This is a genomic window from Actinoplanes sp. NBC_00393, assembly GCF_036053395.1.
Lineage (GTDB): Bacteria > Actinomycetota > Actinomycetes > Mycobacteriales > Micromonosporaceae > Actinoplanes.
Genome location: NZ_CP107942.1, coordinates 1,919,584 through 1,941,285, shown reverse-complemented (window position 1 = coordinate 1,941,285; position 21,702 = coordinate 1,919,584). Strand labels below are relative to the sequence as shown.

The 21,702-nt window shown below is 71.3% G+C and carries 22 protein-coding genes; 11 read left to right on the top strand and 11 right to left on the bottom strand.

Annotated features, from left to right (window positions below):
- Window positions 1-46: 46 nt before the first annotated feature.
- The 3 genes from OHA21_RS08840 to OHA21_RS08830 are packed head-to-tail and all read left to right on the top strand — an operon-like array spanning window position 47 to window position 1,723.
- Window positions 47-661 carry a TetR/AcrR family transcriptional regulator gene (locus tag OHA21_RS08840; protein WP_328472056.1) on the top strand — a complete coding sequence of 205 codons (615 nt, stop codon included), beginning with the start codon at window positions 47-49 and terminating at the stop codon, window positions 659-661.
- Between the two features lie 10 nt (window positions 662-671).
- Window positions 672-1,166, top strand: a complete 495-nt coding sequence (locus OHA21_RS08835) for a DinB family protein (protein WP_328472054.1) — start codon at window positions 672-674, stop codon at window positions 1,164-1,166.
- Window positions 1,166-1,723 (top strand): dihydrofolate reductase family protein, encoded by a 558-nt coding sequence (locus tag OHA21_RS08830; protein WP_328472052.1) that lies wholly within the window; start codon window positions 1,166-1,168, stop codon window positions 1,721-1,723. Before OHA21_RS08835 ends, OHA21_RS08830 begins: the two co-directional genes overlap by 1 nt.
- Here the strand turns inward: OHA21_RS08830 and OHA21_RS08825 are convergent.
- Window positions 1,720-2,109 carry a VOC family protein gene (locus OHA21_RS08825; RefSeq protein WP_328472050.1) on the bottom strand — a complete coding sequence of 130 codons (390 nt, stop codon included), beginning with the start codon at window positions 2,107-2,109 and terminating at the stop codon, window positions 1,720-1,722. The genes OHA21_RS08830 and OHA21_RS08825 overlap by 4 nt on opposite strands.
- 33 nt (window positions 2,110-2,142) lie before the next feature.
- On the bottom strand, window positions 2,143-3,264 hold the full coding sequence (locus OHA21_RS08820) for a phytanoyl-CoA dioxygenase family protein (RefSeq protein ID WP_328472048.1): 1,122 nt from the start codon (window positions 3,262-3,264) through the stop codon (window positions 2,143-2,145).
- Window positions 3,265-3,338: 74 nt separating this feature from the next.
- Between OHA21_RS08820 and OHA21_RS08815 the strand changes: the two genes are divergently transcribed.
- The gene (locus OHA21_RS08815) at window positions 3,339-4,364 is read left to right on the top strand and encodes a LacI family DNA-binding transcriptional regulator (RefSeq protein WP_328472046.1); all 1,026 of its coding nucleotides are present in this window, start codon (window positions 3,339-3,341) and stop codon (window positions 4,362-4,364) included.
- Window positions 4,365-4,682: 318 nt separating this feature from the next.
- Here OHA21_RS08815 and OHA21_RS08810 read toward each other — a convergent pair whose 3' ends face one another.
- The 3 genes from OHA21_RS08810 to OHA21_RS08800 are packed head-to-tail and all read right to left on the bottom strand — an operon-like array spanning window position 4,683 to window position 7,231.
- On the bottom strand, window positions 4,683-5,462 hold the full coding sequence (locus OHA21_RS08810; protein WP_328472044.1) for an SDR family oxidoreductase: 780 nt from the start codon (window positions 5,460-5,462) through the stop codon (window positions 4,683-4,685).
- Between the two features lie 9 nt (window positions 5,463-5,471).
- Window positions 5,472-6,119 (bottom strand): response regulator transcription factor, encoded by a 648-nt coding sequence (locus OHA21_RS08805; RefSeq protein ID WP_328472042.1) that lies wholly within the window; start codon window positions 6,117-6,119, stop codon window positions 5,472-5,474.
- The gene (locus tag OHA21_RS08800) at window positions 6,116-7,231 is read right to left on the bottom strand and encodes a sensor histidine kinase (protein WP_328472040.1); all 1,116 of its coding nucleotides are present in this window, start codon (window positions 7,229-7,231) and stop codon (window positions 6,116-6,118) included. The genes OHA21_RS08805 and OHA21_RS08800 overlap by 4 nt, the downstream gene beginning before the upstream one ends.
- A 121-nt stretch (window positions 7,232-7,352) precedes the next feature.
- Between OHA21_RS08800 and OHA21_RS08795 the strand changes: the two genes are divergently transcribed.
- On the top strand, window positions 7,353-8,096 hold the full coding sequence (locus tag OHA21_RS08795; protein ID WP_328472038.1) for a hypothetical protein: 744 nt from the start codon (window positions 7,353-7,355) through the stop codon (window positions 8,094-8,096).
- On the opposite strand, the gene OHA21_RS08790 is transcribed toward OHA21_RS08795, so the two are convergent.
- From OHA21_RS08790 to OHA21_RS08780, 3 genes are all read right to left on the bottom strand, one after another.
- Entirely contained in the window at window positions 8,015-8,428 is a 414-nt protein-coding gene (locus tag OHA21_RS08790; protein ID WP_328472036.1) for a hypothetical protein, read from the bottom strand. The two genes, OHA21_RS08795 and OHA21_RS08790, sit on opposite strands and share 82 nt — an antisense overlap.
- Window positions 8,429-8,493: 65 nt before the next feature.
- Window positions 8,494-9,129: a response regulator transcription factor gene (locus tag OHA21_RS08785; RefSeq protein ID WP_328472033.1), complete on the bottom strand. Its 636-nt coding sequence runs from the start codon at window positions 9,127-9,129 to the stop codon at window positions 8,494-8,496.
- Window positions 9,126-10,217, bottom strand: a complete 1,092-nt coding sequence (locus OHA21_RS08780) for a sensor histidine kinase (protein WP_328472031.1) — start codon at window positions 10,215-10,217, stop codon at window positions 9,126-9,128. Before OHA21_RS08780 ends, OHA21_RS08785 begins: the two co-directional genes overlap by 4 nt.
- A 59-nt stretch (window positions 10,218-10,276) precedes the next feature.
- Between OHA21_RS08780 and OHA21_RS08775 the strand changes: the two genes are divergently transcribed.
- The 3 genes from OHA21_RS08775 (at window position 10,277) to OHA21_RS08765 (ending at window position 11,891) form a co-directional block, all read left to right on the top strand.
- Window positions 10,277-10,696 (top strand): PH domain-containing protein, encoded by a 420-nt coding sequence (locus tag OHA21_RS08775; protein WP_328472029.1) that lies wholly within the window; start codon window positions 10,277-10,279, stop codon window positions 10,694-10,696.
- Between the two features lie 173 nt (window positions 10,697-10,869).
- Window positions 10,870-11,286, top strand: coding sequence for a nuclear transport factor 2 family protein (locus OHA21_RS08770; RefSeq protein ID WP_328472027.1), 417 nt, complete (start codon window positions 10,870-10,872; stop codon window positions 11,284-11,286).
- A gap of 116 nt (window positions 11,287-11,402) precedes the next feature.
- Window positions 11,403-11,891, top strand: a complete 489-nt coding sequence (locus tag OHA21_RS08765; protein ID WP_328472025.1) for a hypothetical protein — start codon at window positions 11,403-11,405, stop codon at window positions 11,889-11,891.
- Window positions 11,892-12,123: 232 nt separating this feature from the next.
- Here OHA21_RS08765 and OHA21_RS08760 read toward each other — a convergent pair whose 3' ends face one another.
- The 3 genes from OHA21_RS08760 to OHA21_RS08745 form a co-directional block, all read right to left on the bottom strand.
- Window positions 12,124-15,210 (bottom strand): BTAD domain-containing putative transcriptional regulator, encoded by a 3,087-nt coding sequence (locus OHA21_RS08760; protein WP_328472023.1) that lies wholly within the window; start codon window positions 15,208-15,210, stop codon window positions 12,124-12,126.
- Between the two features lie 702 nt (window positions 15,211-15,912).
- Window positions 15,913-17,142 (bottom strand): peroxidase family protein, encoded by a 1,230-nt coding sequence (locus OHA21_RS08750; RefSeq protein WP_328472021.1) that lies wholly within the window; start codon window positions 17,140-17,142, stop codon window positions 15,913-15,915.
- Window positions 17,143-17,237: 95 nt separating this feature from the next.
- Window positions 17,238-17,981: an SDR family oxidoreductase gene (locus OHA21_RS08745; RefSeq protein WP_328472019.1), complete on the bottom strand. Its 744-nt coding sequence runs from the start codon at window positions 17,979-17,981 to the stop codon at window positions 17,238-17,240.
- A gap of 148 nt (window positions 17,982-18,129) precedes the next feature.
- Here OHA21_RS08745 and OHA21_RS08740 point away from each other — a divergent pair, with 148 nt between their 5' ends.
- From OHA21_RS08740 to pflB, 3 genes are all read left to right on the top strand, one after another.
- Window positions 18,130-18,864: an SDR family oxidoreductase gene (locus OHA21_RS08740; RefSeq protein WP_328472017.1), complete on the top strand. Its 735-nt coding sequence runs from the start codon at window positions 18,130-18,132 to the stop codon at window positions 18,862-18,864.
- Window positions 18,849-19,328 (top strand): zinc-binding dehydrogenase, encoded by a 480-nt coding sequence (locus OHA21_RS08735; RefSeq protein WP_328472015.1) that lies wholly within the window; start codon window positions 18,849-18,851, stop codon window positions 19,326-19,328. Before OHA21_RS08740 ends, OHA21_RS08735 begins: the two co-directional genes overlap by 16 nt.
- 101 nt (window positions 19,329-19,429) lie before the next feature.
- Window positions 19,430-21,670, top strand: coding sequence for a formate C-acetyltransferase (gene pflB / locus OHA21_RS08730; RefSeq protein ID WP_328472013.1), 2,241 nt, complete (start codon window positions 19,430-19,432; stop codon window positions 21,668-21,670).
- Window positions 21,671-21,702: the final 32 nt, after the last annotated feature.

Genomic DNA, 21,702 nt, shown 5'->3' with positions numbered 1-21,702 from the left:
GAATCCATACGGTGGCGTATGTTGCTCCGTACCGTACCGTATGGAGATGGTCGAGCGCCGCCCCAAAAAGCAGCCCGCGAACCGGCTCACTGTCGGTGACTGGACGTCCGCCGCCTTGGACGCCATGGCCCGTGGTGGTCTGGCTGCCGTGTCCGTCGAGCCCCTGGCCACCCACCTCGGCGCAACGAAGGGCAGCTTCTATTGGCACTTCGCCAACCGGGACGCACTCATCGAAGCCGCCCTGCAACGCTGGGAGCAGGACCACACCGACGCGGTCATCGCGCTGGTGGAGGCGCAGACCGACCCGCTCGCCAAGCTGCGCACGCTGATCGCCACGGTGATGGAGTCGACGGCGAGCCCGCAGGCCGACTCGATCGAGCTGGCCATGCTCGCCACGGCCGACCATCCGCATGTGGCACCGGTACTCGCGCGGGTGACCGAGCGGCGCGTGGCGTACACGGCAGAGCTTTTCGAGGCCCTCGGCCTGCCGGTCGAAGAGGCCCGGCATCGAGGTTTGCTCGCGGTGAGTGCCTACCTCGGCCATGCGCAGCTTGCGCATGCCGCACCCCAGGTCGTGCCCGGTACGGCTGACGAGCGCCGCAAGTACGTCGACCGGATCATCGAGCTGGTGACAGCCGAAAATGTCGGGGGTGGCTGTTAGGTTGCGGGGCATGACGGGGATCGATGACGAGAAGGCCGTGCTTCAGGAGTTTTTGAGGTACCAGCGGGCCAGCGTCGAGGCCATTCTGGAGGGCCTCGACGAGGGGCAGCTGCGCAAGGCGGTGTTGCCTTCCGGCTGGAGCCCACTCGGGCTGGTGGAGCATCTCGGGCACGCCGAGCGGCACTGGTTCCAGCAGGTCCTGACCGGTGCGGTCACGCCGATGCCCTGGCCGGATGACGACACTCCCCCGCTGACCACGCCACGTCCGGTCGACACGGTCCTCGACTTCTATCGCGAGCAGTGCCGGATCGGGGACGAGGCCATCGCCGCCACACCGCTCACCGCCGCGCCGGTCGGCCGGCACCCGGAGGAGCCGCTCGCCTCGCAGACCACCGACCTGCGGCGGATCATCCTGCACATGATCGAGGAGACCGCCCGGCACGCCGGCCATCTGGACGCCGCCCGTGAGCTGATCGACGGGCGCACCGAGCTGGGGCCCCGCTGATGGGCCGGGTGATCGTCCAGCAGTGGATCTCGGCGGACGGGTTCGTCGCCGGGCCCGGCGGCGAGGGGGACGTCTTCGCGGCGGTGCGGGACTTCTCCGCCTCGGAGACCCACAACCTCGCCCTGCTGGAAAGCGTCGACGAGGTGCTGCTCGGCCGCCGGACCTATGAGATCTTCGTGGCGTTCTGGCCGTCGGCCGGCGACGAGCCGATGGCGCAGCTGGTGAACAGCATGCCCAAGACGGTCTGCTCGACCTCGCTGACACAGGCGCCCTGGGGTGAGCACGCGCCGGCCCGGATCGTGCCCGACGCCGTCAAGCACGTCCGGGAGCAGCGCGCGGGCGACACCATCGTCTGGGGCAGTGTGCGGCTGATGCGGTCCCTGCTGGCCGCCGGTGAGGTCGGCGAGTTGGAGCTGTTCGTCGCGCCGATCGCCCTCGGAGCAGGCACTCCCCTGCTCGGTTCGGGTGATCGACCAGTGCCGCTCCAGGTCGTCGAGACCGAGAGCTGGCCGGCCGACGTGATCCGTATTCGGTACGCGGTCGGCAAGCCCGGCTAACGAGGGCTCAGCTCTGAGGCGTCCGCGTCGCCGTGGGTCACTCGCAGGTAGTAGCCGTCGGGGTCGCGCAGCCGGAAGTCGTGCAGGCCCCATGGCTGCAGCCGGAGCGGCTCGACTCCGGAGGTGCGCGCTGCGCAGTGCTCGTGCAGGGCGGAGACATCGGCGACGTCGTCGAGTTCGAGGACGATCTCCACACCCGCGCCCTTGAGCACGTCCGGGTTCGGCCAGTTCAGCTTGGCCACCGGACCGAGGCCGAGCACGACGTGTCCCCGGCGGATCACGGCGTAGTCCGCGCTCTGCCGGACCAGTTGGAATCCCAGCAGATCGGCGTAGAAAGCGATGGTGGTGTCCATGTCATCGACGAAGAGCTCCATCCGCAGGCGCATCACCCCATGATCCGCCTGCCAGCAGCTGGGCGGCTAGGGTGCTGCGACGCGGCGTTCGGTGTGTGCCCGCAGCTCGGCCGCGAAACGCTCGCTGCTCCAGCGCTGCTCCAGCGCCTGCAGCACGAGTTCCGCCTGGGTCTGCGGGGCCAGCCCGCCGACCGGCTGGTCGCGGTCCAGGTTGGTGGGGAACGCGTATCCCTCGGCCGATGCCGCCACCACGTTGCGCACCTCCTGCGGGGAGGTCAGCGAGCGCAGGACCGGGTACAACGCGGCCGACATAGCGGCCCGGTCCACGTCCTCCATCGCCCGGCCGAATGCTGACGACACCTGAAGGAGGTTCGCCATCCGGCGTACGCCGGCACTGCGATTGGTTCCGGCGCCGTGGAACAGCGCGGGGTTGAAGAAGGCCGCGTCGCCCTTGCGCAGCGGCAGCTGCACATAGTTGGCCGAGAAGTACTCCGTGAACTCCGGCTGGTGGAAGGCGATGTAGCCCGCCGGGTAGCGGTGCGAGTACGGGAGGTACAGCGTCGGGCCGGTCTCGACCGGCATGTCGACATGCGCGACCGCACCCTGCAGGGTCAGCGCCGGAGAGAGGTGGTGGATGTGCGCCGGATACCGCAGCGCCTGCGCCTGGGACATGAACCCCAGGTGATAGTCGCGGTGCGCGACCTGGGCCTTGCCGCCCGGGTTGACCACGTTGATCTGCGAGGTGACCTGGTAGCCGGTGCCCAGCCAGGCTTCGCTGATCAGGGCGAGCACGTCGTTGGCGTAGTAGGCGGCGAACGCTGCCGGATCGCGCAACGCGAACTTGTCGAGGGCGCCCCACACCCGGTCGTTGGCGCCGGGTTTGGCGAAGTGGTCGCCGCCGACCACTCCGGCCGCCTTCTGGGCCGCGATCATCTCCTGGAAGACCGCGGTGGCCCGGTCGACGACGGTCGGAGCGAAGGCCTCCCGGAACACCACGATGCCCGGCCCCTCGGTGAGAGCCCGAACCAGTTCGGCCTGCACAGCATGCCGATCAGCGAAGGAGGCGTCGTAGATCAAGACGTTGCGCTCGACGGATGCGGCGTGTGGATAGTCGGCCGGGTCGGTGGTCTGCTCGACCAGGACCCGGAATTCCTTGAGGTCGCAGTCTGCTGCGGTGAACCATGTCATGGGAGTCAATGTAGGAACGTGACGGCCCCGCCAGGCCTTGTCAAAGCCCTCAAAATCCCCTCAGGCTGGACGGCATGCGGTACCGGATCCGCGAGATCGCCGCCCAGGCCGGGCTGAGCGAGGCCACCGTGGACCGGGTGCTGCATGGGCGCGGCGGGGTCCGGGAGAGCACGATCCTGCAGGTGCAACGGGCCGTCGACGACCTCGACCGGCAGCGTACCCAGCTCGTCCTGGGCGGCCGGACCTTCATGATCGACGTCGTGGTGCAGGCGCCGCCGCGGTTCTCGGCTGCTGTCCGGGCCGCGGTCGAGGCGGAGTTGCCGGCGCTACGGCCGATCGTCTTCCGTGCCCGCTTCCACCTGCCGGCGGGCCTCGACGACCTCCTCACGGTGCTGGAACGGCTGCCGCGTACCGGATCGCACGGTGTGATCCTCAAGGCGCCGGACGTGCCGCCAGTGGTGGCGGCCGTCAACCGCCTGGACACTCCGGTCGTCACCCTGGTCACCGACCTGCCGACCAGTGACCGGGCCGTCTACGTGGGCATCGACAATCGGGCCGCTGGGGCGACCGCTGCGTACCTCGTACAGCAATGGCTGGGTGAGCGACCCGGTGATGTGCTGGTCGTGCGTGGGGAGGGCGGCTATCGCGGCGAGGACGAGCGGGAGGTGGGCTTCGGCGCCGAGTTGCGCTCGCTGGCGCCGGGACGGCGGCGCATCGACATCGTCGATGCGGAGGACCGGCCTTCGGCGGTTTATGCGGCGGCGCGGGCTGCACTGCGCCGGCATCCGGGGATCAAGGCTGTCTATTCGATGTACGCCGGAGCCGGCGGAACCGCCGCAGTGGTCGACGCGTTCCAGGCCGAGGGCCGCCGCTACACGGTGTTCATCGCGCACGATCTCGACGGCGACAACACTCCCCTGCTACGCCAGCGCCGGATCTCTGCGATCCTGCACCACGACCTGCGCCAGGACGTGCGCCGCGCGTGCCAGGCGGTGCTGCGCGCCCGCAAGGTCATCCCGGGCCGGCAGCCGTGGACCCCGTCGGCGATCCAGATCATCACGCCGCACAACGCCCCGCCGGCCCGCCTCGGTCCGGACTGACCCCGGCCGGCGCAGGCAGGGAGGACCGAGCCAACCGGTCGAAGCGACCCGGCGGGTACGAACCGACCGGCCGGCGCAGGCAGCGAGGACCGAGCCGACCGGTCGAAGCGACCCGGCGGGTACGAACCGACCGGCCGGCGCAGGCAGCGAGGACCGAGCCGACCGGTCGAAGCGACCCGGCGGGTACGAACCGACCGGCCGGCGCAGGCAGCGAGGCCCGGCCAAGGCGAAGCGGGCGGGGGTGCCGCCAGCCGAAGGCGAGGTGCCGCCAGCTGGGAAAGAGGCACCGCCTGCCAAGGGCGAGGTGCCCGGCCAGGGCTAGTCGCGGCCGCCGGGGACGTGCTGGTCCCAGTCGATTACTGAACCGGTGACTACGCCGCTGCGGTCGGAGAGGAGGAAGACGACGAAGTCGGCGATCTCGCTCACCTGGCTGAGCCGGCCCATCGGCAGCGCCCGGCCCGCCTGCTCGCGCCAGTCGTCGCCGGCGTTGTGGAAGGTGCGCTGGGTGGCGTCCTCGCCCTCCGTGTCGGTCCAGCCGATGTCGACGCCGTTGATCCGGATTCGGTCGAATCGGTGGGCGTGGGCGGCGTTGCGGGTCAGCCCGGCCAGGCCGGCCTTGGCCGCCACATATGGGGCGAGGTACGGCTGGCCGCCCAGCTCCGACGTCGAGATGATGTTGACGATCGTGCCGGCGGTTTCCCGGCGCAGCAGGTCGGCGACGACGGCCTGCATCAGGAAGAACGGTCCGCGCAGGTTGACCGCGATGTGCTGGTCGAACAGTTCGGGTGTGGTGTCCAGCAGGGTGCCGCGGGCGGTGAGCCCGGCCGCGTTGACCAGGCAGTCCACCCGGCCCATCCGCTGCACGGCCACGGCGACCGAGTTTCGGGCCTGAGCCACATCGGCGACGTCGGCCGGCACGTATTCGGCGCGTGCGCCCCGGCCGCGAAGCTCGGCGATCAGCGTCTCGCCGGCCGAGCGTCGCCGGCCGGTCACCACGACGGCGGCGCCTTCGCGGGCCGCCGCACGGGCGATGCCCGCGCCGACGCCCTGCGTGCCGCCGCTGATCAGTACGACCTTGTCCGTCAGAAGCCCGTCCACGGCGACCACTCAACCACGGGCCAGCCCGGTCCGGTACGCGTAGACGACCGCCTGAACCCGCGTCTTCAGGCCGAGTTTCATCAGGATCCGCGACAGGTGGGTTTTCACCGTCGCCTCCCCCAGGTACATCCGGGCGGCGATCTCAGCGTTGGTCAGCCCCTCGGCGAGCAGCCGCAACACCTCCTGCTCGCGTGGAGTGAGCTGCTGCAGGCCGGTGTCGGGCGGGGCCGGCGGTTCCGTGCCGGCGAACGCGGCGATCACCCGCAGCGTCACCGCCGGATCGAGCAGGCCCTTCCCTGCCGCGACGGTGCGGACCGCGTCGATCAGCTGTTCCGGCGGGGCGACCTTGAGCAGGAACCCGCTGACCCCGGCGCGCAGGGCGGCGGCCACGTGCTCGTCCTCGTCGAACGTGGTCAGCACGATGACCTTGCTGTCCGGGAACTCGTCGACGATCCGGCGGGCCGCGGTGAGCCCGTCCACCCGGGCCATCCGGATATCCATCAAGACCACGTCGGGACGGGTACGGGCAACGAGCGCAGCCGCCTCGTCCCCGTCCGACGCCTCCCCGACCACCGAAATGTCGTCTTCGCCGCTGAGCACCATCTTCAGCCCGACCCGGATCATCGCCTCGTCGTCGACCAGAGCAACCCGGATCATGCCGGCACCTCCACCGGGAACGTCGCGTGCACCGCGAACCCACCGTCCGGCGACGGACCGGCCCGCAGCGTGCCGCGGAACAATGACACCCGCTCCCGCATCCCGATGATCCCGTGCCCACCCGAGTCCGATTTATCCGAACAGATACCCGGCGAGTTGATCACCGCCAGTGTCACCCGCGAAGGCGCGTAGCCGATGGTCACCGTCGTCGGCGCCCCGCCACTGTGCCGCAGCACGTTAGTGAGGGCCTCCTGCAGCACCCGGTACGCGGAGGCGTCCAACAGCCGCGGCACCTCACCGCGCGAGCCGGTGACCTCGAGGCGAACCGGAAGCCCTGCCGCCTCGACCTCGGCGATCAGCTCGTGCACCCGGTTCAGCGAGGGCGCGCTCACGCTGGTCTCCTCCCGCAGAATCCCGACCAGCCCGCGCATCTCGGTGACCGACTGCCGGCCGAGCCGTTCCAGGTTCTGCACGATCTCGCGGTGCAGCGGGTCGGTGAGCTGCCGGCGCAGCCCACCGAGCTGCAGCGTGATCACGCTGACCGAGTGCGCCACCGCGTCGTGCACCTCGCGGGCGATCCGGGTCCGCTCGGCCGCCACCGCCGCTTCCGCGTTGCGCTCGCGTTCCGCGTCGAGGGCTGCGGCCAGCCGGGTCAGTTCGGCGGCGCGTTCCCCGTTGGTGCGGCTCAGCACGCCGAGGAACCAGCCGGGCAGCAGGATGACCGGCTGGAAGATCCCCTCCCAGACGGACTGCCCGGCCAGCAGCGAGGTGACCACGCCGGCCGCGATGGCCGCGGCGAGCACCAGCAGCGACCGGCGCCACGGCAGCCGCCAGCCGGCCCACGCGGTGATGCCGATCAGCCCGATCAGGCCGGCGCCGCCGATGTCCGGCGCGCCGACCAGCAGGCCGAGCGGGAAGCAGGCGACCGCGGTCAGCGCGCCCGCCACCGGGAACCAGGTGGCGAGGACGATGCCTGCGCCCAGCAGCACGCCGGGCGCCCAGACAGCCACCGCATTCGCGGCGAAAGCGACATCGAGGTACGCCTCCGCGACCGCCAGCAGGCCGACCACCGGACCGAGGAACGCCGGGATCGCCCGCGCGGAGATTCGCATGATCGAGATGCTACGAGCAGGGCAGCAGCCACCGAGTCCGCCAAAAGACGGAGCCCGGTCGCAGCAAGAAGGGTCCGCCGAAAGACGGACCCTGACAGCAGCAGAAAGACGGAGGCGATCGGTGCGCGATGGCGGACTCGCCGGCCCCACCCCCGGCGGCAGTCTTCTCGGCATGACGAACACGATCATCGCCAGCCAGGCCGCCACGACCACCGAGAGCAAGGACGACCGCACTCGCACTCTGCTCTACCGCGTCGCCGGCACCCTGCTGATCACCGGCCCGGCCCTCACCTTCGCCGGCATGCTCACCAGCCCGTCCCAGGACGGGCCCGGCACCGCCGACTACATCGAGTCACTGACCCGCGACGACACGATGACCCAGGTGTCCGCCATGCTCCTGCACTACTCCAACATGCTGACGGGCGTGGGCCTGCTGGTCGTACCGTTGCTGGTCCGCGGCTCCCGCGGCCGCGTGCTCAGCCTGACCGGCATGTTCACCGCGGTGCTCACCATGCTGAACATCTCCGGCGCGCTGAAGGACGACTGGTGGCGCATGGAGCTCGGCAACCAGGTCCCCATCGACGTCGCCGTCAAGATCTCCGACGCCGTGGACGCCAGCGCGCTGCTCAGCCCCTGGCGGGACGTGGCCATGCTCGGCTTCCTCGGCCTGCTGCTGCTCTACATCGGGCTGGCCCGGGCCGGCGTGCTCGGCTGGTGGGCAACCGGGGTCTACCTCGCGGCACTGATCGGCATGTTCACCGTACCGGTCAGCCTGACCTTGATCTATGGGCTGGTCTTTACCGCGCTCTTCGCGCCGCTCGCGGTGGTCGGGGTGCGGGTCATCCAGCGGGCCCGCCTGAGCTGAGGCAGCAGCATCGCCGGGAACATCAGGATGTGCCCGAGATTCATCAGGGTGTCTCCGGAGATCAACCCCATCCAGTACGGGACGAGCAGCACCACGAACGGGACGTACATCGCGGCGCACATCTCGATGATGTGCGCCCACCCGTGTCTGCGGATCCGCATCCACACGGCCATGCCGATCGCCATGTTGGTGGCCATCACCATGGAGTGCGCCGCGGGATGCTCGTCGAGACCCGGCCACGCCATGTTCCACAGCGGCGCGAGGGCGAACATGCCCACGAACATCGCGACGACCATCTCGAGGTAGTGACCGGCGAATCGAAGAAAAGTCATGCCGTCGATGGTCGCGAGCACCCGCCGTGCCGGTCAGGTGCCGGAGGTCATGGTCCGGGTCATGGTCACAGCAGGCCGAGCGAGCGGGCGTGCAGCGCGGCCTGGGTCCGGTCCCGCACACCGAGTTTGCCGAGCACGTTGGTGACGTGGTTCTTGACCGTGCCCTCGGCCAGGAACAGCGCGGCGGCGATCTCCCGGTTGCTGTTGCCCTGCGCCAGCAGCCGCAGCACCTCCAGCTCCCGCTCCGACAGCGGATCCACCAGCGGTTTCGCCGGTGGCAGCTGGGCCACCCGGGCGACGAGTTTGGCCGCCACCGACGGGTGCAGCACCGACTCGTCCCGGACCGCCGCCCGCACCGCCTCGACCAGCCGCTCCGACGACACGTCCTTCAGCAGATAGCCGACCGCCCCGGCCCGCAGCGCCGCGAACACGTCCTCGTCGTCGTCGAACGTGGTCAGCGCGATCACCCGGGTCGCCGGATAGCCCTCCCGGATCCGCCGGGTGGCCGCCACCCCGTCCAGCACCGGCATGCGCAGGTCCATCAGCACCACGTCCGGCCGCAGTTCGGCGACCCGGTCGACGGCCTCCGCCCCGTTCGCCGCCTCCCCGACCACGGTCAGCTCGCTGCTCACCCCGAGCAGCACCCCGAGGGCCTCGCGGAACAGCGCCTGGTCGTCGACGAGCAGCACACGCACGGTCACCCGGGCACCTCCATCCGCAGGGTGGACCCGCCACCCGGCACCGATTCGAACGACATCCGGCCGCCGACGTGGGTGGCCCGCTCCCGCAGCCCGAGCAGGCCGAAACCCTCCCCCGAACCGGCGCCGGCGCCGTCGTCGCGCACCTCGAGGCACACCGCGGACGCCTCCGAATAGTCGAGCACCAGCGAAGCTCGCGTCGCCCCGGCATGTTTGCGCACGTTGGTCAGCCCCTCCTGGGCTGCCCGGAACAGCGACTCCTCGGCCTCGGCGAGCAGCGTCCGGGAACTGCCGGTGACATCGACCTCGGTCGGCACACCGGCGGCCGACGTCTCCTCGGCGAGAGCCCGCAACGCCTCGGGCAGCGGGACGGCCGGGCGCGCCTCGCGCAGGGCGCCGACCGAACGCCGTACCTCACGCAGGGCTTCCTCGGCCTGGCCCTGAGCCTTGGCGAGCATCTGGTCGGCGCGGTCGGGCTGCGGCCCGAGCAGCGCGCGGGCCGCCTTGATCTGCATCTGTACGACGGTCAGCGCGTGCCCGAGCCCGTCGTGGATGTCGCGCGCCACCCGGTTGCGTTCCTGCACCGTGGCCAGGCCTTCCACCTGCACCGCGTACTCCCGCAGCCGGGCGTTCGCCTCGGCCAGCTCGGCCCGCGCCTGCTGCTCGCGCATCAGCAGCCGGGTCACCACGGCCGCGAACACCGCCGCCGCCACCAGCCCGAGCGCCTCCCGCAGCCCTTCGTCGAGGGCCATCCCGGCATGGAACAGCGGCAGCAGCAGAATCACCACGGCCACCGCCGGCAGCGGCAGCAGGATCACCGTCTGGCTGACCAGCACGACCAGCATCAGGGTGGCGCCGAGCGATGCGGCCGAGACCACGAAAACCCCGAAACCCATCAAGAACAACACCACGATGTACGCGTACGCGCTGCGGCGTTCACCCCGGCGCTGCACCCATGCGAATCCCCAGGTGGCCAGCAGCAGAAAAGCGGTCGCCGGAAGCAGCGAGACCGGTTCCCGGTTGTCCCCGATCACGTCGACGACCAGGGTCAGGTACGCCGCGACGGTCAGCGCGGCCATCGCCCGTCTCACGCACCCACTCTGGGTCAGCCGCACACCGGAGGTCAAACCCCGCATGATCGAATGTGCCCATGAGTGCGCCCCGCGTCTGGACCGTCTCCCTGGCCGGCCGATTGACCATGCTCGCGGTCGTCGCCGTCTTCGTGTTCATCGCCTTCGCCGACGGTGACCAGGTCAAGGGAATCCTCGTCCTGGTCGCCCTCGGCGTCGTGACCTGGCTGGCCGTGGTCTGGCCGGCCGTGATCCTGACCGACACCGAGGTCGTCGTCCGCAACCCCTGGGGCGTCCGCCGCATCCCCCTCTCCGACGTCGAGAGCGCCGGCGCCGGCTACTCCGGCCTGACCATCCGCCGCCACTCCGGCGGTTCGGTGACCGCCTGGGCGCTGCAGAAGTCGAACGCCGCCAAGTGGACCAACCGCACCACCCGAGCCGACGAAGCCGCAGCCGCCATCCAGGCCGCAGCCGACCGCGCCGCCGAACCCACCCCCTGACCCGACGCCGAGACCCAGCCTCCCGCCGCCCCTGTTCCACCCGCAGCCCGCCGCCTGTAGCTGCGGCGCCTCACGACCCCGCTTCCCTGCTTCGCCGCATCCCCTCCCGGCGCCGGAAAATGTCATAGGCCGGTGGTAGGAAGGTCTCGGAATCCGGGGGAAGGGGTTGTTCGATGGATACGCGGGAGGCGGCAGAGCGCTGGGCCCAGGTATGGGCGCGGAGCTGGCCGGCAAGGGACGTCGAGGCGATCGCCGCCCTGCAGGCCGAGAACGGCGATCACTGGGCTTCGATGTTCCGGCCCTTCAGGGGACGCGACGGGCTGCGGGCCTACCTGCGGGAGTGTTTCGACGAGGAGACCCGGCCGGCCGAGGTCTGGTTCGGTGAGCCACGCGTCGACGGCGACACGGCAGCGGTCGAGTATTGGGCGGTGACCTATCCGCAGGACAAGCCGCTCACCATCACCGGCTGCACGGTGCTGCGCTTCGACGCTGCGGGCCTGGTCGCGCAGGCTCGTGACTACTCGCACGTCACCCCTGACCGGGTGCTGCCACCCGCCGGGCTCTTCCCATCGACCGCCGGGGGAACCTGATCGGGCCGCCGCGGTGTCTTCACTCCGTGGACCGTCATGCTCTCACCGCGGCAATGCTCGTCGCCGCGCTGCTGACCGGGTGCAGCGCTGACACAAAGCCGCCAGGCATGGATTCGGTGAGCCCAGCACCGGCGCTGTCGGCCACCGACTCGGCGAACTCGACGCCGGCGGGCCCGTCGCTGGATCCGTCGGCCGTCGCCTGCACGCACAGCATCGGCGGCGCCTCGCCCGACCCGGACGGCGACGGGTATCGGCTGGTCCTCGGCGCGGTCGTGCTGCCCAGCCGCGTTCTGGAAGTGCACGACGCCGGTGAGCCGGGCTGGCACTTCGCGAAGCACGGCTTGGTCCTGCGCGCCGGTACCGCGGTCGAGCTCGTGGTAGCGCCGGAGGCGGCCGACGACGCCCGGATCGGCTGGGGCAGTCCCGGCCCGGAAGGGACGACGATCCGGGTTCCCGCCTGCCCGCAGGCTGCCGGCTGGCTGGCCTTCGCCGGCGGTTACACGGTGCGCACGCCGATGTGCGTGCCGCTGCTCGTGCGGGCGAACGGCCGAGAGGAACGCGCCACCGTCAGTGTGGGCAAGCCCTGCCCGGCGGACCGGCACTGACCGTCGATCGGGCATCTACCAGGAATCGGCTCAGGGGTGGTGCCAGGGAGCGAACGTACCGGGCCGGGACAAACGCCGGCGGCAGCCGCGGCCGCAATGCCAGCGGCAGCCCGTGGCCGCAATGCCAGCGGCAGCCCGTGGCCGCAACGCCAGCAGCAGCCGCGGCCGCAACGCCAGCAGCAGCCGCGGCCGCAATGCCAGCGGCAGCGGTGGCCGCGGGCACGGCACGCCGTCAGGCTGTGCCGGCGAGGTGGGTTCTCGCCCGTGCGGCGTCGATGCGGTCACCATCCGTGAGCAGATGCCGCACGGCGGGGAGAAGCTGGTCTGCCCGGCCGAGGAAGTCACGCGCGGCGGTGTGATCGCCGATCTCCGCGTACCGGGCGGCGAGCAGGTCGAGGGTGAGCAACTCGACCTCCCGATCGCCTGCGGCGGCGGCCGCGCCGAGCACTTCGGTCAAAGAGGGGAACGGCCCGGACTGGTCCGATGCGGCGGGTTCTGGAGGGGAACCGGCGAGGGCTGCGGCCAGGTGTTGGGCGAGCAGCGCGCCGTCGCCGCCGCCGGCCGACAGGAACCAGTCGCGGGCGGCCGACACTTCGGCGTGAGCCTCGGCATCTCGGCCCTGCGCGCGCAGGACGCGGGCGAGGCGTACCCGGGCCAGCGCAACCGTCCGGAGGTCACCGACCGTAAGCGCGGTCTCCACGGCGGCCGCCAGGGTGCTCGCGGCAGTATCGCCGTCGCCGGCCTGCTGGTGGGCGCGCCCGAGATTGGCCAGGTGCAGCGCTTCCGCGGCGGCGAAGCCGAGCTCGTGCGCCGCCGCGGCGGCCCGGCGCAGGTGGACGGTGGCATCGGTGAACCTGTGCCGGGCCTGGGCGAGGCCGCCCAGGATGGCTTCCGCGTGACACAGCGCCCAGGCGTCGCCGTGCCGGGTGAGCACCTGGATGGCCTCGTCGCAGGCCGTCCGACCCCGGTCCACACGGCCCAGCGCGATCTCGGACCACGCGGTGAGCAGGCAGGCCGCCCCTTGTTCCCAGCCGTGCAGGACGTCGCGGTGGGTCCGCAGCGCGGCGAGAGCGGCTTCCGGCCTGCCGGCCTGGGTGTGCACGAAAGCGCGGAAGAGCTGACCGCGGGCCCGCAACTCCTCGTCGCCGGCGAGAGCGCAGGCCTCGTCCACGTCGGCGGCGGCCTGTTCCAGGTCGCCGCCGGCCGCCTCGAACCAGCCGGTGAACAGCAGGGCCGTGACCCGTTGGGGTACCGGGGCCTGCGGTCCGGCGGCGGTGAGCGCGGCCCGGCTGCGGCGGGCCGCTTCCGCCCCGGCGCCCAGCATGATCCAGGCCCAGCCGAAACCGTTGGTGATCCGCAGGCCGAGCCCGGGGTCGTGCACGCCGGCCCAGGTCAGGGCAGCTTCGATGTTGGCCCGTTCGACGCGGGCCAGCCTCAGGTGTGTGGCTTGGCCGTGGCTGTGCAGACCCGCCCGGGCACGGTCCGCAGCGGCGGCGAACCATGCGGCGTGAGCCGCGTACGCCGTCCCGGATCGCGTGGTCGCCGCCAGTTCCTCCCGGCTGAAGTCGCGGACGCTGTCCAGCAGGCGGTACCGGACCATGTCGCCGGGCCCGGTGTCGACGGCCACCATGGAATGGTCGACGAGCCGGCCGATGACGTCGGGTGCGGTGGCCGGTGGGACGTCGAGGGCCTGCAGCACCTCTTCGACAGCGTCGAGCGGCGCGCTGCCGGAGAAGCAGCTCAGCGCCCACAGCCCGGCCCGGTCGGTGGGCGAGAGCAGGTCGTAACTCCAGGCGATGGCGGCTCGCAGGGTCCGCAAACGGGCCGGACGCCGGCTGTTCGGGTCGGCGAGCAGCGTGAACCGGTCGTCGAGCCGGCGGGCTATCTCGCCGATGGGGAGCACCCGGGCGCGGGCCGCGGCGAGCTCGATGGCGAGCGGCAGCCCGTCGAGGTCACGGCAGATCGCTGTGACCGTGGCGTCGGAGGCCTCGAACGACGGCCGTTGCCGGGACGCCCGTTCCCGGAACAACGCGGCGGAGTCCGCGGCCGACAGCGGTTCGAGCGGGTGCACGGCTTCCCCGTCGACACCGAGCGGCGCCCGGCTGGTGGCCAGGATGCGCACGTGCGGCAACCGCTCGGCCAAGTCGGCGGCTGCTTCGACGAGGTGTTCGCAGTTGTCGAGCAGGAGCAGCGGGCCGGCGCCGCGGAGACGGTCCAGCACGGCCGCCTCGTCCGCGTCGGTCAGCCCGAACGCCTCACCGACGGCCGGCCAGAGCGGTGCGTCGGCCGGGGTGCTGTCCAGCCGTACCAGCCAGGCGCCGCCCGGATCGCGTCGCCGGGCCGCGGCCGTCAGCGCCAGCCGGGTCTTGCCCACGCCGGCCGGGCCGACCACGGTGACCAGCCGGTGGGCGGCGAGAAGCCGGCCGAGGTCGGCGAGGTCGCTGTCCCGGCCGACCAGGGGCGGGCCCGGCGCGGGCAGATTCCCGCGGTGCCGGGGTGCGGCCAGCCCGGGGTCGTGCCGCAGGATCCGCTGGTGCAGTTCTTGGAGCGCCGGGCCCGGTTCGACGCCGAGTTCGTGGTCGAGTCGTTCCCAAACCCGGTGGTAGGCGCTCAGCGCATCCGCCTGCCGGCCGGCCCGGTACAGCGCGGTGACGAGCAGAACCCAGAACGCCTCATGGAGCGGATGCGACGCAGTCAGGACTTCCAGTTCGCCGGTCACCTCGCCGCCGAGATCCAGACGGGCCGCGAGGTGAATCCCGGTCAGGCGCAGCCAACAATCATGGAGCCGGGATCGGTACGCGATGAGCCAGTCCCCGTCACCCCCGGACGGCAACAGCCCCTCCGCGGAGACGTGCCGAAGTCCGGTGAACCTGGCGAGAGCGGCCGCGGCGGTCGCTGCCGCGGCGACCGTGTCGTCGCTGCTGCGAAGCGCCGCCGTCTCGTCGGCGAGCCGGAGGACCTCGAGGGCGTCGACCTGCCGCGGGTCGACGTTCAACCGGTATCCGTCCGGGCCGCCGGTCACCAGGCCCGGGTCGCCGACGGCCCGGCGCAGCTGCGACACCTTGGACTGCAGGGTGTTGCGGGCCACCCCGACGGACTGCCGGCTGTTGCGGGCCACCCCGACGGACTGCCCGGTGTTGCGGGCCACCCCGGCAGCCGGCCCGGACCACAGGTCGTCGATGAGGCGGTCGGTCCGCACCAGCGTTCCGGCGTCGAGCGCGAGGCGGACCAGCAGTTCGGTGGTCCGGCCCGCCGGCAGGGCGAGCCGCACGCCGTCGCGGCGCAGGTCCGCCGGGCCCAGCACCGCCACCTGCAACATGAGCCGAGCATATGTCCCGGCAGGACGCCGTCAGCGTGCCGTCAGGGGCCACACCGAGACTGGACGGGCTGCTGTGGGTGACGCGTACCGAAAAGGATCCATCGTGAATCGCAGAGTGACCGCCGCGCTGCTGATCAGCGCCGCCGTGCTGACCAATCTGGCCTTCACCGCGCTCGGCGTGGTGTTCGGCTATCCGGACGTGCTGACCGAGCCGACCGACGACATCCTTGCCGCGTTCCGGGCCGACCAGACCGCGGTGACCTGGTGGTTCATCGTCCTGGCCGGCTGCGCCGCCCTGTTCGCCCCGGTGGCGATCGGCGTCGGCCGGCTGGCGGCCGGCCGTGCGATGCGATGGGCGGTTCCGGTCGGCATCGCCGCGGCCGCGGTCCAGGTGGTGGGCCTGGCGCGCTGGCCGGTGCTGGTGCCGGGGTACGCGTCAGACGCGACGAGCCCCGACCCGGCGGTTGCCGCCGCCGCCCGCGACTCGTTCGAGACCGCGCACCGGCTGCTCGGCAATCTGGTCGGTGAGACGTTCGGCTATCTGCTGACCGCCGCCTGGACGCTGCTGGTGCTGGCCGCCCTGGGACGCGAGTTCGCCGGCCGCTGGTTCCGCGTGGCGGGTACGGTCTCCGCGCTGCTGATCCTCGCCGGTGTGCTGACGCCACTGGGCCTGCCGATCGTGGACACCGCGAATTTCGCCGGTTACGTGCTGTGGAGCGTCTGGCTGGTGGCGTTCGCCGTCGTGCTGCTGGTTCGCCCCGGAGCGCCCAGCATGAGCAGGTCCACCAGCCCGTACGCCGAACCGGCCGCGGGCAGTGTCGGCTCCCAGGACGGCTCCCGGCTCAGATAGCTGGACGGATCGGCCAGCAGCAGCCCGACCAGGACCTCCGCCACGATCCGCCCACCGACCGGACCGAGCCGGTCGCCGCCGCCGCGGTGCTCGGCCTCCTTGAGGATGTAGAACCACAGCGGGGTGCCGTCCGGCCAGCTCTTCTCCAGCTCGTCGGCGGTCAGGGGCTCTACGCCGATCGCGTGGGCGACCGTCTCGCCGCTGGGCAGCCCGGTGGTTTCGCCGCGCAGCAGGTCACGGACCGCCAGCGAGCGGTGGGACGGTGACGCGACCGGGCCGGTGAGCGGTTCGGGCAGGGCGATCAGGCCTCTCGGAAGCCGCCCGTCGAGGCGTTTGGCCCGTTGCGCGGGCGGACGGCCCGGCACGTCGAAGATCTGCGTAAGGTCCAGGCGCAGGTCCGCGGGCAGCGGGCGGAACCCGACGAGGTCCGGGAGCAGCGGCACCAGCGGTCCGCCGGGGACGAGCCGGTACGAGTCCCGGATCTGCCCGTGCCCGTAGCGGAAGGCCGCGTGGGCGAACTCGAGCGGGACGGTGTCCCAGGTGCGGCCGTCGGCGAGCACCTGCCCGACCAGCGGTGCGCCGACCAGCCGGGGCAGGAAGTCGTGCACCACGATCCACTGGTAGTGCCAGGTCAGCGTGGTCCGGGCGCGGTCGGCGCCGACCAGGTCGACGATGCGGTTGTGCGCGCGGAGCAGAGCGACGTGCAGGCTCAGCGCGAACAAGTGCGAGTCGTTGCGCGGGTCGCCGATCAGGGCGACGCCCTGCGAGTTCCGCGGCACGTCGGCGCCGTCGGCGCTGAGCAGGAACTTCCCGGGGGCGGTGACGTCGTACAGGAAGGGCGAGCCGATCGGGCCGTCGCCGTAGAGCATCTCCAGGTCCAGCCGGGGCCGGCGGGCGTTGCGCAGCGTGTCCGCGCCGGTGATCGGCGACCGGTCGGCGGTGATGTCATGGGCGATCAGCTGGCCGAAGAACGGCCATCCGGCCGCCTCGGTGGCGTCGTCGTCGAAGGCGCCGTCACAGATTCCGCCGGTGTTGCCGGCGTTCGTCAGCAGATGCGGACGGGTGCTCAGCGGATCCGACACCCGGGAACATGCGCCCGTAACTCATAGGTGCTCCAGAGGTAGGTGCCTCGCCCGCCCTCCGGGGGCACAGCGGGCGGGCGAGGCCGGGAGGAAAGCTACTGAGCGGCCTTGAAGGCGGCGTACGTCGTGGAGCCGAGAAGAGCGCCGTCGCCCGGCACCAGGGTCGACTCGGACAGGTCCGCGCCGAAGTACTTGGCGGACGGGTCGGTCACCACCGCACGCGGGTCACCGATCTTGGCGAGCCCGGCCCGGAAGAACTCGTCCATCCGGTACTTCTCCGGCCCGGCGACCTCGACGATCCCGTTGACCGGGGCGCCCACCGAGATCCGGCCGACGGCCTGTGCCACGTCGTCGCCGGCGATCGGCTGGAAGTCGACCGGCGCGAACCGCACCTGGTCGCCCTCGGTGGCCGCCGCGACCATGCTCTTCGCGAACTCGAAGAACTGGGTGGCGTGCACGATCGAGAACGGGATCTCCGACTTCGCGATCAGCGCCTCCTGGGCCGCCTTGGCCCGGAAGTAGCCGCTCTGCTGCAGCCGCTCGGTGCCGACCACGGAGAGTGCGACGTGGTGGCGTACGCCGGCCGCCGCCTCCGCCGCAAGCAGGTTGCGGGTGGAGGTCTCGAAGAACTCCAGGACCGCCGCGTCCTCGAAGGACGGCGAGTTCGACACGTCGACGACGACGTCGGCGCCGGTGAGCACTTCGGCGAGGCCCTCTCCGGTGAGCGTGTTGACCCCGGTATTCGGCGACGCCGCGACCGCTTCGTGCCCGTGCTCGCCGAGCCGCGCCACGAGCTTCGAGCCGATCAGACCGGTACCGCCGATGACCACGACTTTCATGACAACCTCCTGAACGCTGGGCGGCCGGTGCCGTCCCGTTGCCAGTCAGGACCGGGCAGCTCGCGGATCTGTGACAGGCCCGCGTCACAAAACTTCGGGCTGCCCGGTCACTCGTACAGAAACCCCGGCTCACAGAAGAGGTTGAGACATGAAGATCGCTGTCATCGGTGGCACCGGACTGATCGGCTCGCGGGTCGTGCGCATGCTGGCCGAGCGCGGCCACGAGGCGGTGCCGCACTCCCCCTCCACCGGCCTGGACCTGATCAGCGGCAAGGGCCTGCCGGAGGCCCTGGCCGGCGCGGACGTAGTGGTCAACCTGACGAACTCACCGACCTTCGACGAGGCCTCGATCGAGTTCTTCCGGACGACCATGGGAAACCTGCTGTCGGCCGCGGAGAAGGCGGGCGTACGGCACGCGGTGATCCTGTCCATCGTCGGTGTCGACCAGGTGCCCGACCTGGACTACTACCGCGCCAAGGTGCTGCAGGAGGAGATCCTGAAGGCCGGCCCGATCCCGTACTCGATCGTCCGGGCCACCCAGTTCTTCGAGTTCTTCGACTCGGTGATGACCTGGAACGCCGACGAGAACACGGTCCGCCTGCCCGCCACGCCGGTGCAGCCGATGGCCGCGGCCGACGTCGCCGCGGCGGTCGCCGAGGTCAGCGTCGGCGAGCCGCTGCTGGGCGTGCGCAACGTGGCCGGCCCGCAGGTCATCGGCGTCGACGACCTCGGCAAGATCGCCCTGGCCACCCGCGGTGACCGCCGCACAGTGATCACCGACAACACCGCCGGCCTGTTCGCCGCGGTCAAGGGCGACGTGCTGACCGCCCCGCCGGGCGCCGACCTGACCAAGACCAGCTACCTCGAGTGGCTCTCCAGCTGAGGTCCCGGCGGCCCGGCGGCGAGACAATCGCGGTGGACGTCACCGAGGAGAAACTCACGCTGGCCAAGCAGCTCGGCGCGGCCCATGTGGTCAACGCCGCCACCAGCGACCCGGTCGCCGCGATCGATGCCCTCGGCGGCGCCGACGTCGCGATCGTGCTCGCCGCCCATCCGACGGTCCTCGAACAGGCGCACGCCAGCCTGCGCCGCGGCGGCCGGCTGGTGCTGGTCTCGCTGCCGAAGGACAACGCCATGTCGCTGCCGATCTTCCAGACCGTCCTCAAGGGCATCCGGGTGATCGGTTCGATCGTGGGCACCCGCGCCGACCTGGCCGAGGTGTTCCGGCTGCACGCCGCCGGCCGGACCCGGGTCTACTACGAGACCCGGCCCCTCGAAAAGATCAACGAGGCGATCGAGGACGTGCTGGCCAGCCGTGTGCCCGCCCGGCTGGTGCTCGTCCCGTAGTCCTCTCGCGAAGGTCCCGGCCGGTGCATCCGGACGGGACCTTCGGCCCTGCTCGGCCGGTGCTCCGGCGACAAGGCTGGAGGTGAGGGACAGGAGGGACCATGGCGAACACAGCAGACCAGGCCTGGCGCGGTTTCCGCGGGACCGGATGGCAGCAGGGCATCGACGTCAGCGGATTCATCCGGGACAACGTCGAGACGTATCCGGGCGGCGCGGAGTTCCTGGCCGGGCCGACGCACCGGACCGAGCGGATCTGGCGGCAGCTGACCCGGATGTTCGCCGAGGAGCGCCGCCGCGGCATCCACGACGTCGACACCCACACCCCGTCGACGATCACCGCGCACGAGCCCGGGTACATCGACCGGGACCACGAGCTGATCGTCGGGCTGCAGACCAGCGCGCCGCTGCGCCGCGCGATCATGCCGGCCGGCGGGCTGCGGATGGTCGAGGCGGGATTGAAGGCGTACGGCTACGCGCTCGACCCCACCGTCCGGGCGATCTTCTCGACCTACCGCAAGACTCACAACGACGGTGTCTTCGACGCCTACCCGGCGGACGGGAAGGCCGCGCGGCGCTCGCACATCATCACCGGGCTGCCGGACGCGTACGGCCGGGGCCGGATCATCGGCGACTACCGGCGGGTGGCGCTCTACGGCGTGGACCGGCTGATCACCGAACGCCAAACAATCAAGAGCTCGCTGGACGTACGCCTCTCCTCCGAGCAGGTGATCCGGGACCGCGAGGAGCTGGCCGAGCAGATCAAGGCGCTGCGGGAGCTCAAGGTGATGGCCAGCAAGTACGGCTACGACATCTCCGGCCCGGCCACTACCGCCCGCGAGGCGATCCAGTGGCTGTACTTCGCGTACCTGGCCGCCACCAAGGAACAGAACGGCGCGGCGATGTCCCTCGGGCGTACCTCGTCGTTCGTCGACATCTACCTGCAGCGCGACCTCGCCGACGGCTCCCTGACCGAGGAGAGTGCGCAGGAGCTGGTCGACGACTTCGTGATCAAGCTGCGGATCATCCGGTTCCTGCGCACGCCCGAGTACGACCAGCTGTTCTCCGGCGACCCGACCTGGGTCACCGAGGCGCTCGGCGGCATCGGCGCGGACGGCCGGCCGCTGGTCACCCGGACCAGCTTCCGGTACCTGCAGACCCTCTACAACCTGGGCCCGGCGCCGGAACCGAACCTGACCGTGCTGTGGTCGCCCGCGCTGCCGGAGGGCTTCAAGCGGTTCTGCGCCCAGGTGTCGCTGGACACCAGCGCGATCCAGTACGAGAACGACGACCTGATCCGGCCGGCGTACAGCGACGACACCGCGATCGCCTGCTGCGTCTCGGCGATGCGGGTGGGCAAGGACATGCAGTTCTTCGGCGCCCGCGCCAACGTCGCCAAGGCTCTGCTGTACGCGATCAACGGCGGCCGCGACGAGCTGACCGGCGAACAGGTCGCCCCGCCGTCCGCGCCGATCACCGACGACGTCCTGGACTACGAGACCGTCCTCGCCGCGTACGACCACACCCTGGACTGGCTGGCCGAGACCTACGTCGACGCGCTCAATGTCATCCACTACATGCACGACAAGTACGCCTACGAGCGCATCGAGATGGCGCTGCACGACTACCCGGTGCACCGGTTCCTGGCCACCGGGATCGCCGGTCTCTCGGTCGCCGTGGACAGCCTGTCCGCGATCAGGCACGCCCAGGTGAAGGTGCTGCGCGACGAGAACGGGCTGGCCGTCGACTACGCGGTGGACGGCGACTTCCCGGCGTTCGGCAACAACGACGACCGGGCCGACGCGATCGCCGTGGACCTGGTCGAACGCTTCATGGACAAGATCCGGCGGCAGCCCACGTACCGCGGCGCCGAACCTTCGCTCTCGGTCCTCACGATCACCTCGAACGTGGTCTACGGCAAGCACACCGGCAACACCCCGGACGGGCGGCGGGCCGGCGAGCCGTTCGCGCCCGGCGCCAACCCGATGAACGGCCGCGACAAGCACGGCATGGTCGCCGCCGCGCTGTCGGTGGCGAAGCTGCCGTACCGCAGCGCCCGCGACGGGATCTCGCTGACCATCACCGTGACCCCGGACGGCCTCGGCCGCGCCCGCGACGAGCGGATCACCAACCTGGCCGGCGTGCTGGACGGCTACACCGCCGGCGGCGGTTTCCACATGAACGTGAACGTCCTGGACCGGGCCACCCTCGAGGACGCGATGGCCCACCCGGAGAACTACCCGCAGCTCACCATCCGGGTCTCCGGTTACGCGGTGAACTTCGTCAAGCTCACCGCCGAGCAGCAGCGCGACGTCATCTCCCGCACCTTCCACGGATCCGTCTGACGACGGACGACCAGAGAGGAGGAGCCCTGCTC

What these genes read in the sequence shown, in the direction of transcription:
- pflB (WP_328472013.1), top strand. Translation starts at nt 19,430, where the DNA reads ATGGCGAACACAGCAGACCAGGCCTGGCGCGGTTTCCGCGGGACCGGA.
- OHA21_RS08840 (WP_328472056.1), top strand. Translation starts at nt 47, where the DNA reads ATGGTCGAGCGCCGCCCCAAAAAGCAGCCCGCGAACCGGCTCACTGTC.
- OHA21_RS08830 (WP_328472052.1), top strand. Translation starts at nt 1,166, where the DNA reads ATGGGCCGGGTGATCGTCCAGCAGTGGATCTCGGCGGACGGGTTCGTC.
- OHA21_RS08800 (WP_328472040.1), bottom strand. Translation starts at nt 7,231, where the DNA reads ATGCGAATCTCCGCGCGGGCGATCCCGGCGTTCCTCGGTCCGGTGGTC.
- OHA21_RS08760 (WP_328472023.1), bottom strand. Translation starts at nt 15,210, where the DNA reads ATGTTGCAGGTGGCGGTGCTGGGCCCGGCGGACCTGCGCCGCGACGGC.
- OHA21_RS08770 (WP_328472027.1), top strand. Translation starts at nt 10,870, where the DNA reads ATGGATACGCGGGAGGCGGCAGAGCGCTGGGCCCAGGTATGGGCGCGG.
- OHA21_RS08790 (WP_328472036.1), bottom strand. Translation starts at nt 8,428, where the DNA reads ATGACTTTTCTTCGATTCGCCGGTCACTACCTCGAGATGGTCGTCGCG.
- OHA21_RS08775 (WP_328472029.1), top strand. Translation starts at nt 10,277, where the DNA reads ATGAGTGCGCCCCGCGTCTGGACCGTCTCCCTGGCCGGCCGATTGACC.
- OHA21_RS08745 (WP_328472019.1), bottom strand. Translation starts at nt 17,981, where the DNA reads ATGAAAGTCGTGGTCATCGGCGGTACCGGTCTGATCGGCTCGAAGCTC.
- OHA21_RS08825 (WP_328472050.1), bottom strand. Translation starts at nt 2,109, where the DNA reads ATGCGCCTGCGGATGGAGCTCTTCGTCGATGACATGGACACCACCATC.
- OHA21_RS08815 (WP_328472046.1), top strand. Translation starts at nt 3,339, where the DNA reads ATGCGGTACCGGATCCGCGAGATCGCCGCCCAGGCCGGGCTGAGCGAG.
- OHA21_RS08835 (WP_328472054.1), top strand. Translation starts at nt 672, where the DNA reads ATGACGGGGATCGATGACGAGAAGGCCGTGCTTCAGGAGTTTTTGAGG.
- OHA21_RS08740 (WP_328472017.1), top strand. Translation starts at nt 18,130, where the DNA reads ATGAAGATCGCTGTCATCGGTGGCACCGGACTGATCGGCTCGCGGGTC.
- OHA21_RS08820 (WP_328472048.1), bottom strand. Translation starts at nt 3,264, where the DNA reads ATGACATGGTTCACCGCAGCAGACTGCGACCTCAAGGAATTCCGGGTC.
- OHA21_RS08805 (WP_328472042.1), bottom strand. Translation starts at nt 6,119, where the DNA reads ATGATCCGGGTTGCTCTGGTCGACGACGAGGCGATGATCCGGGTCGGG.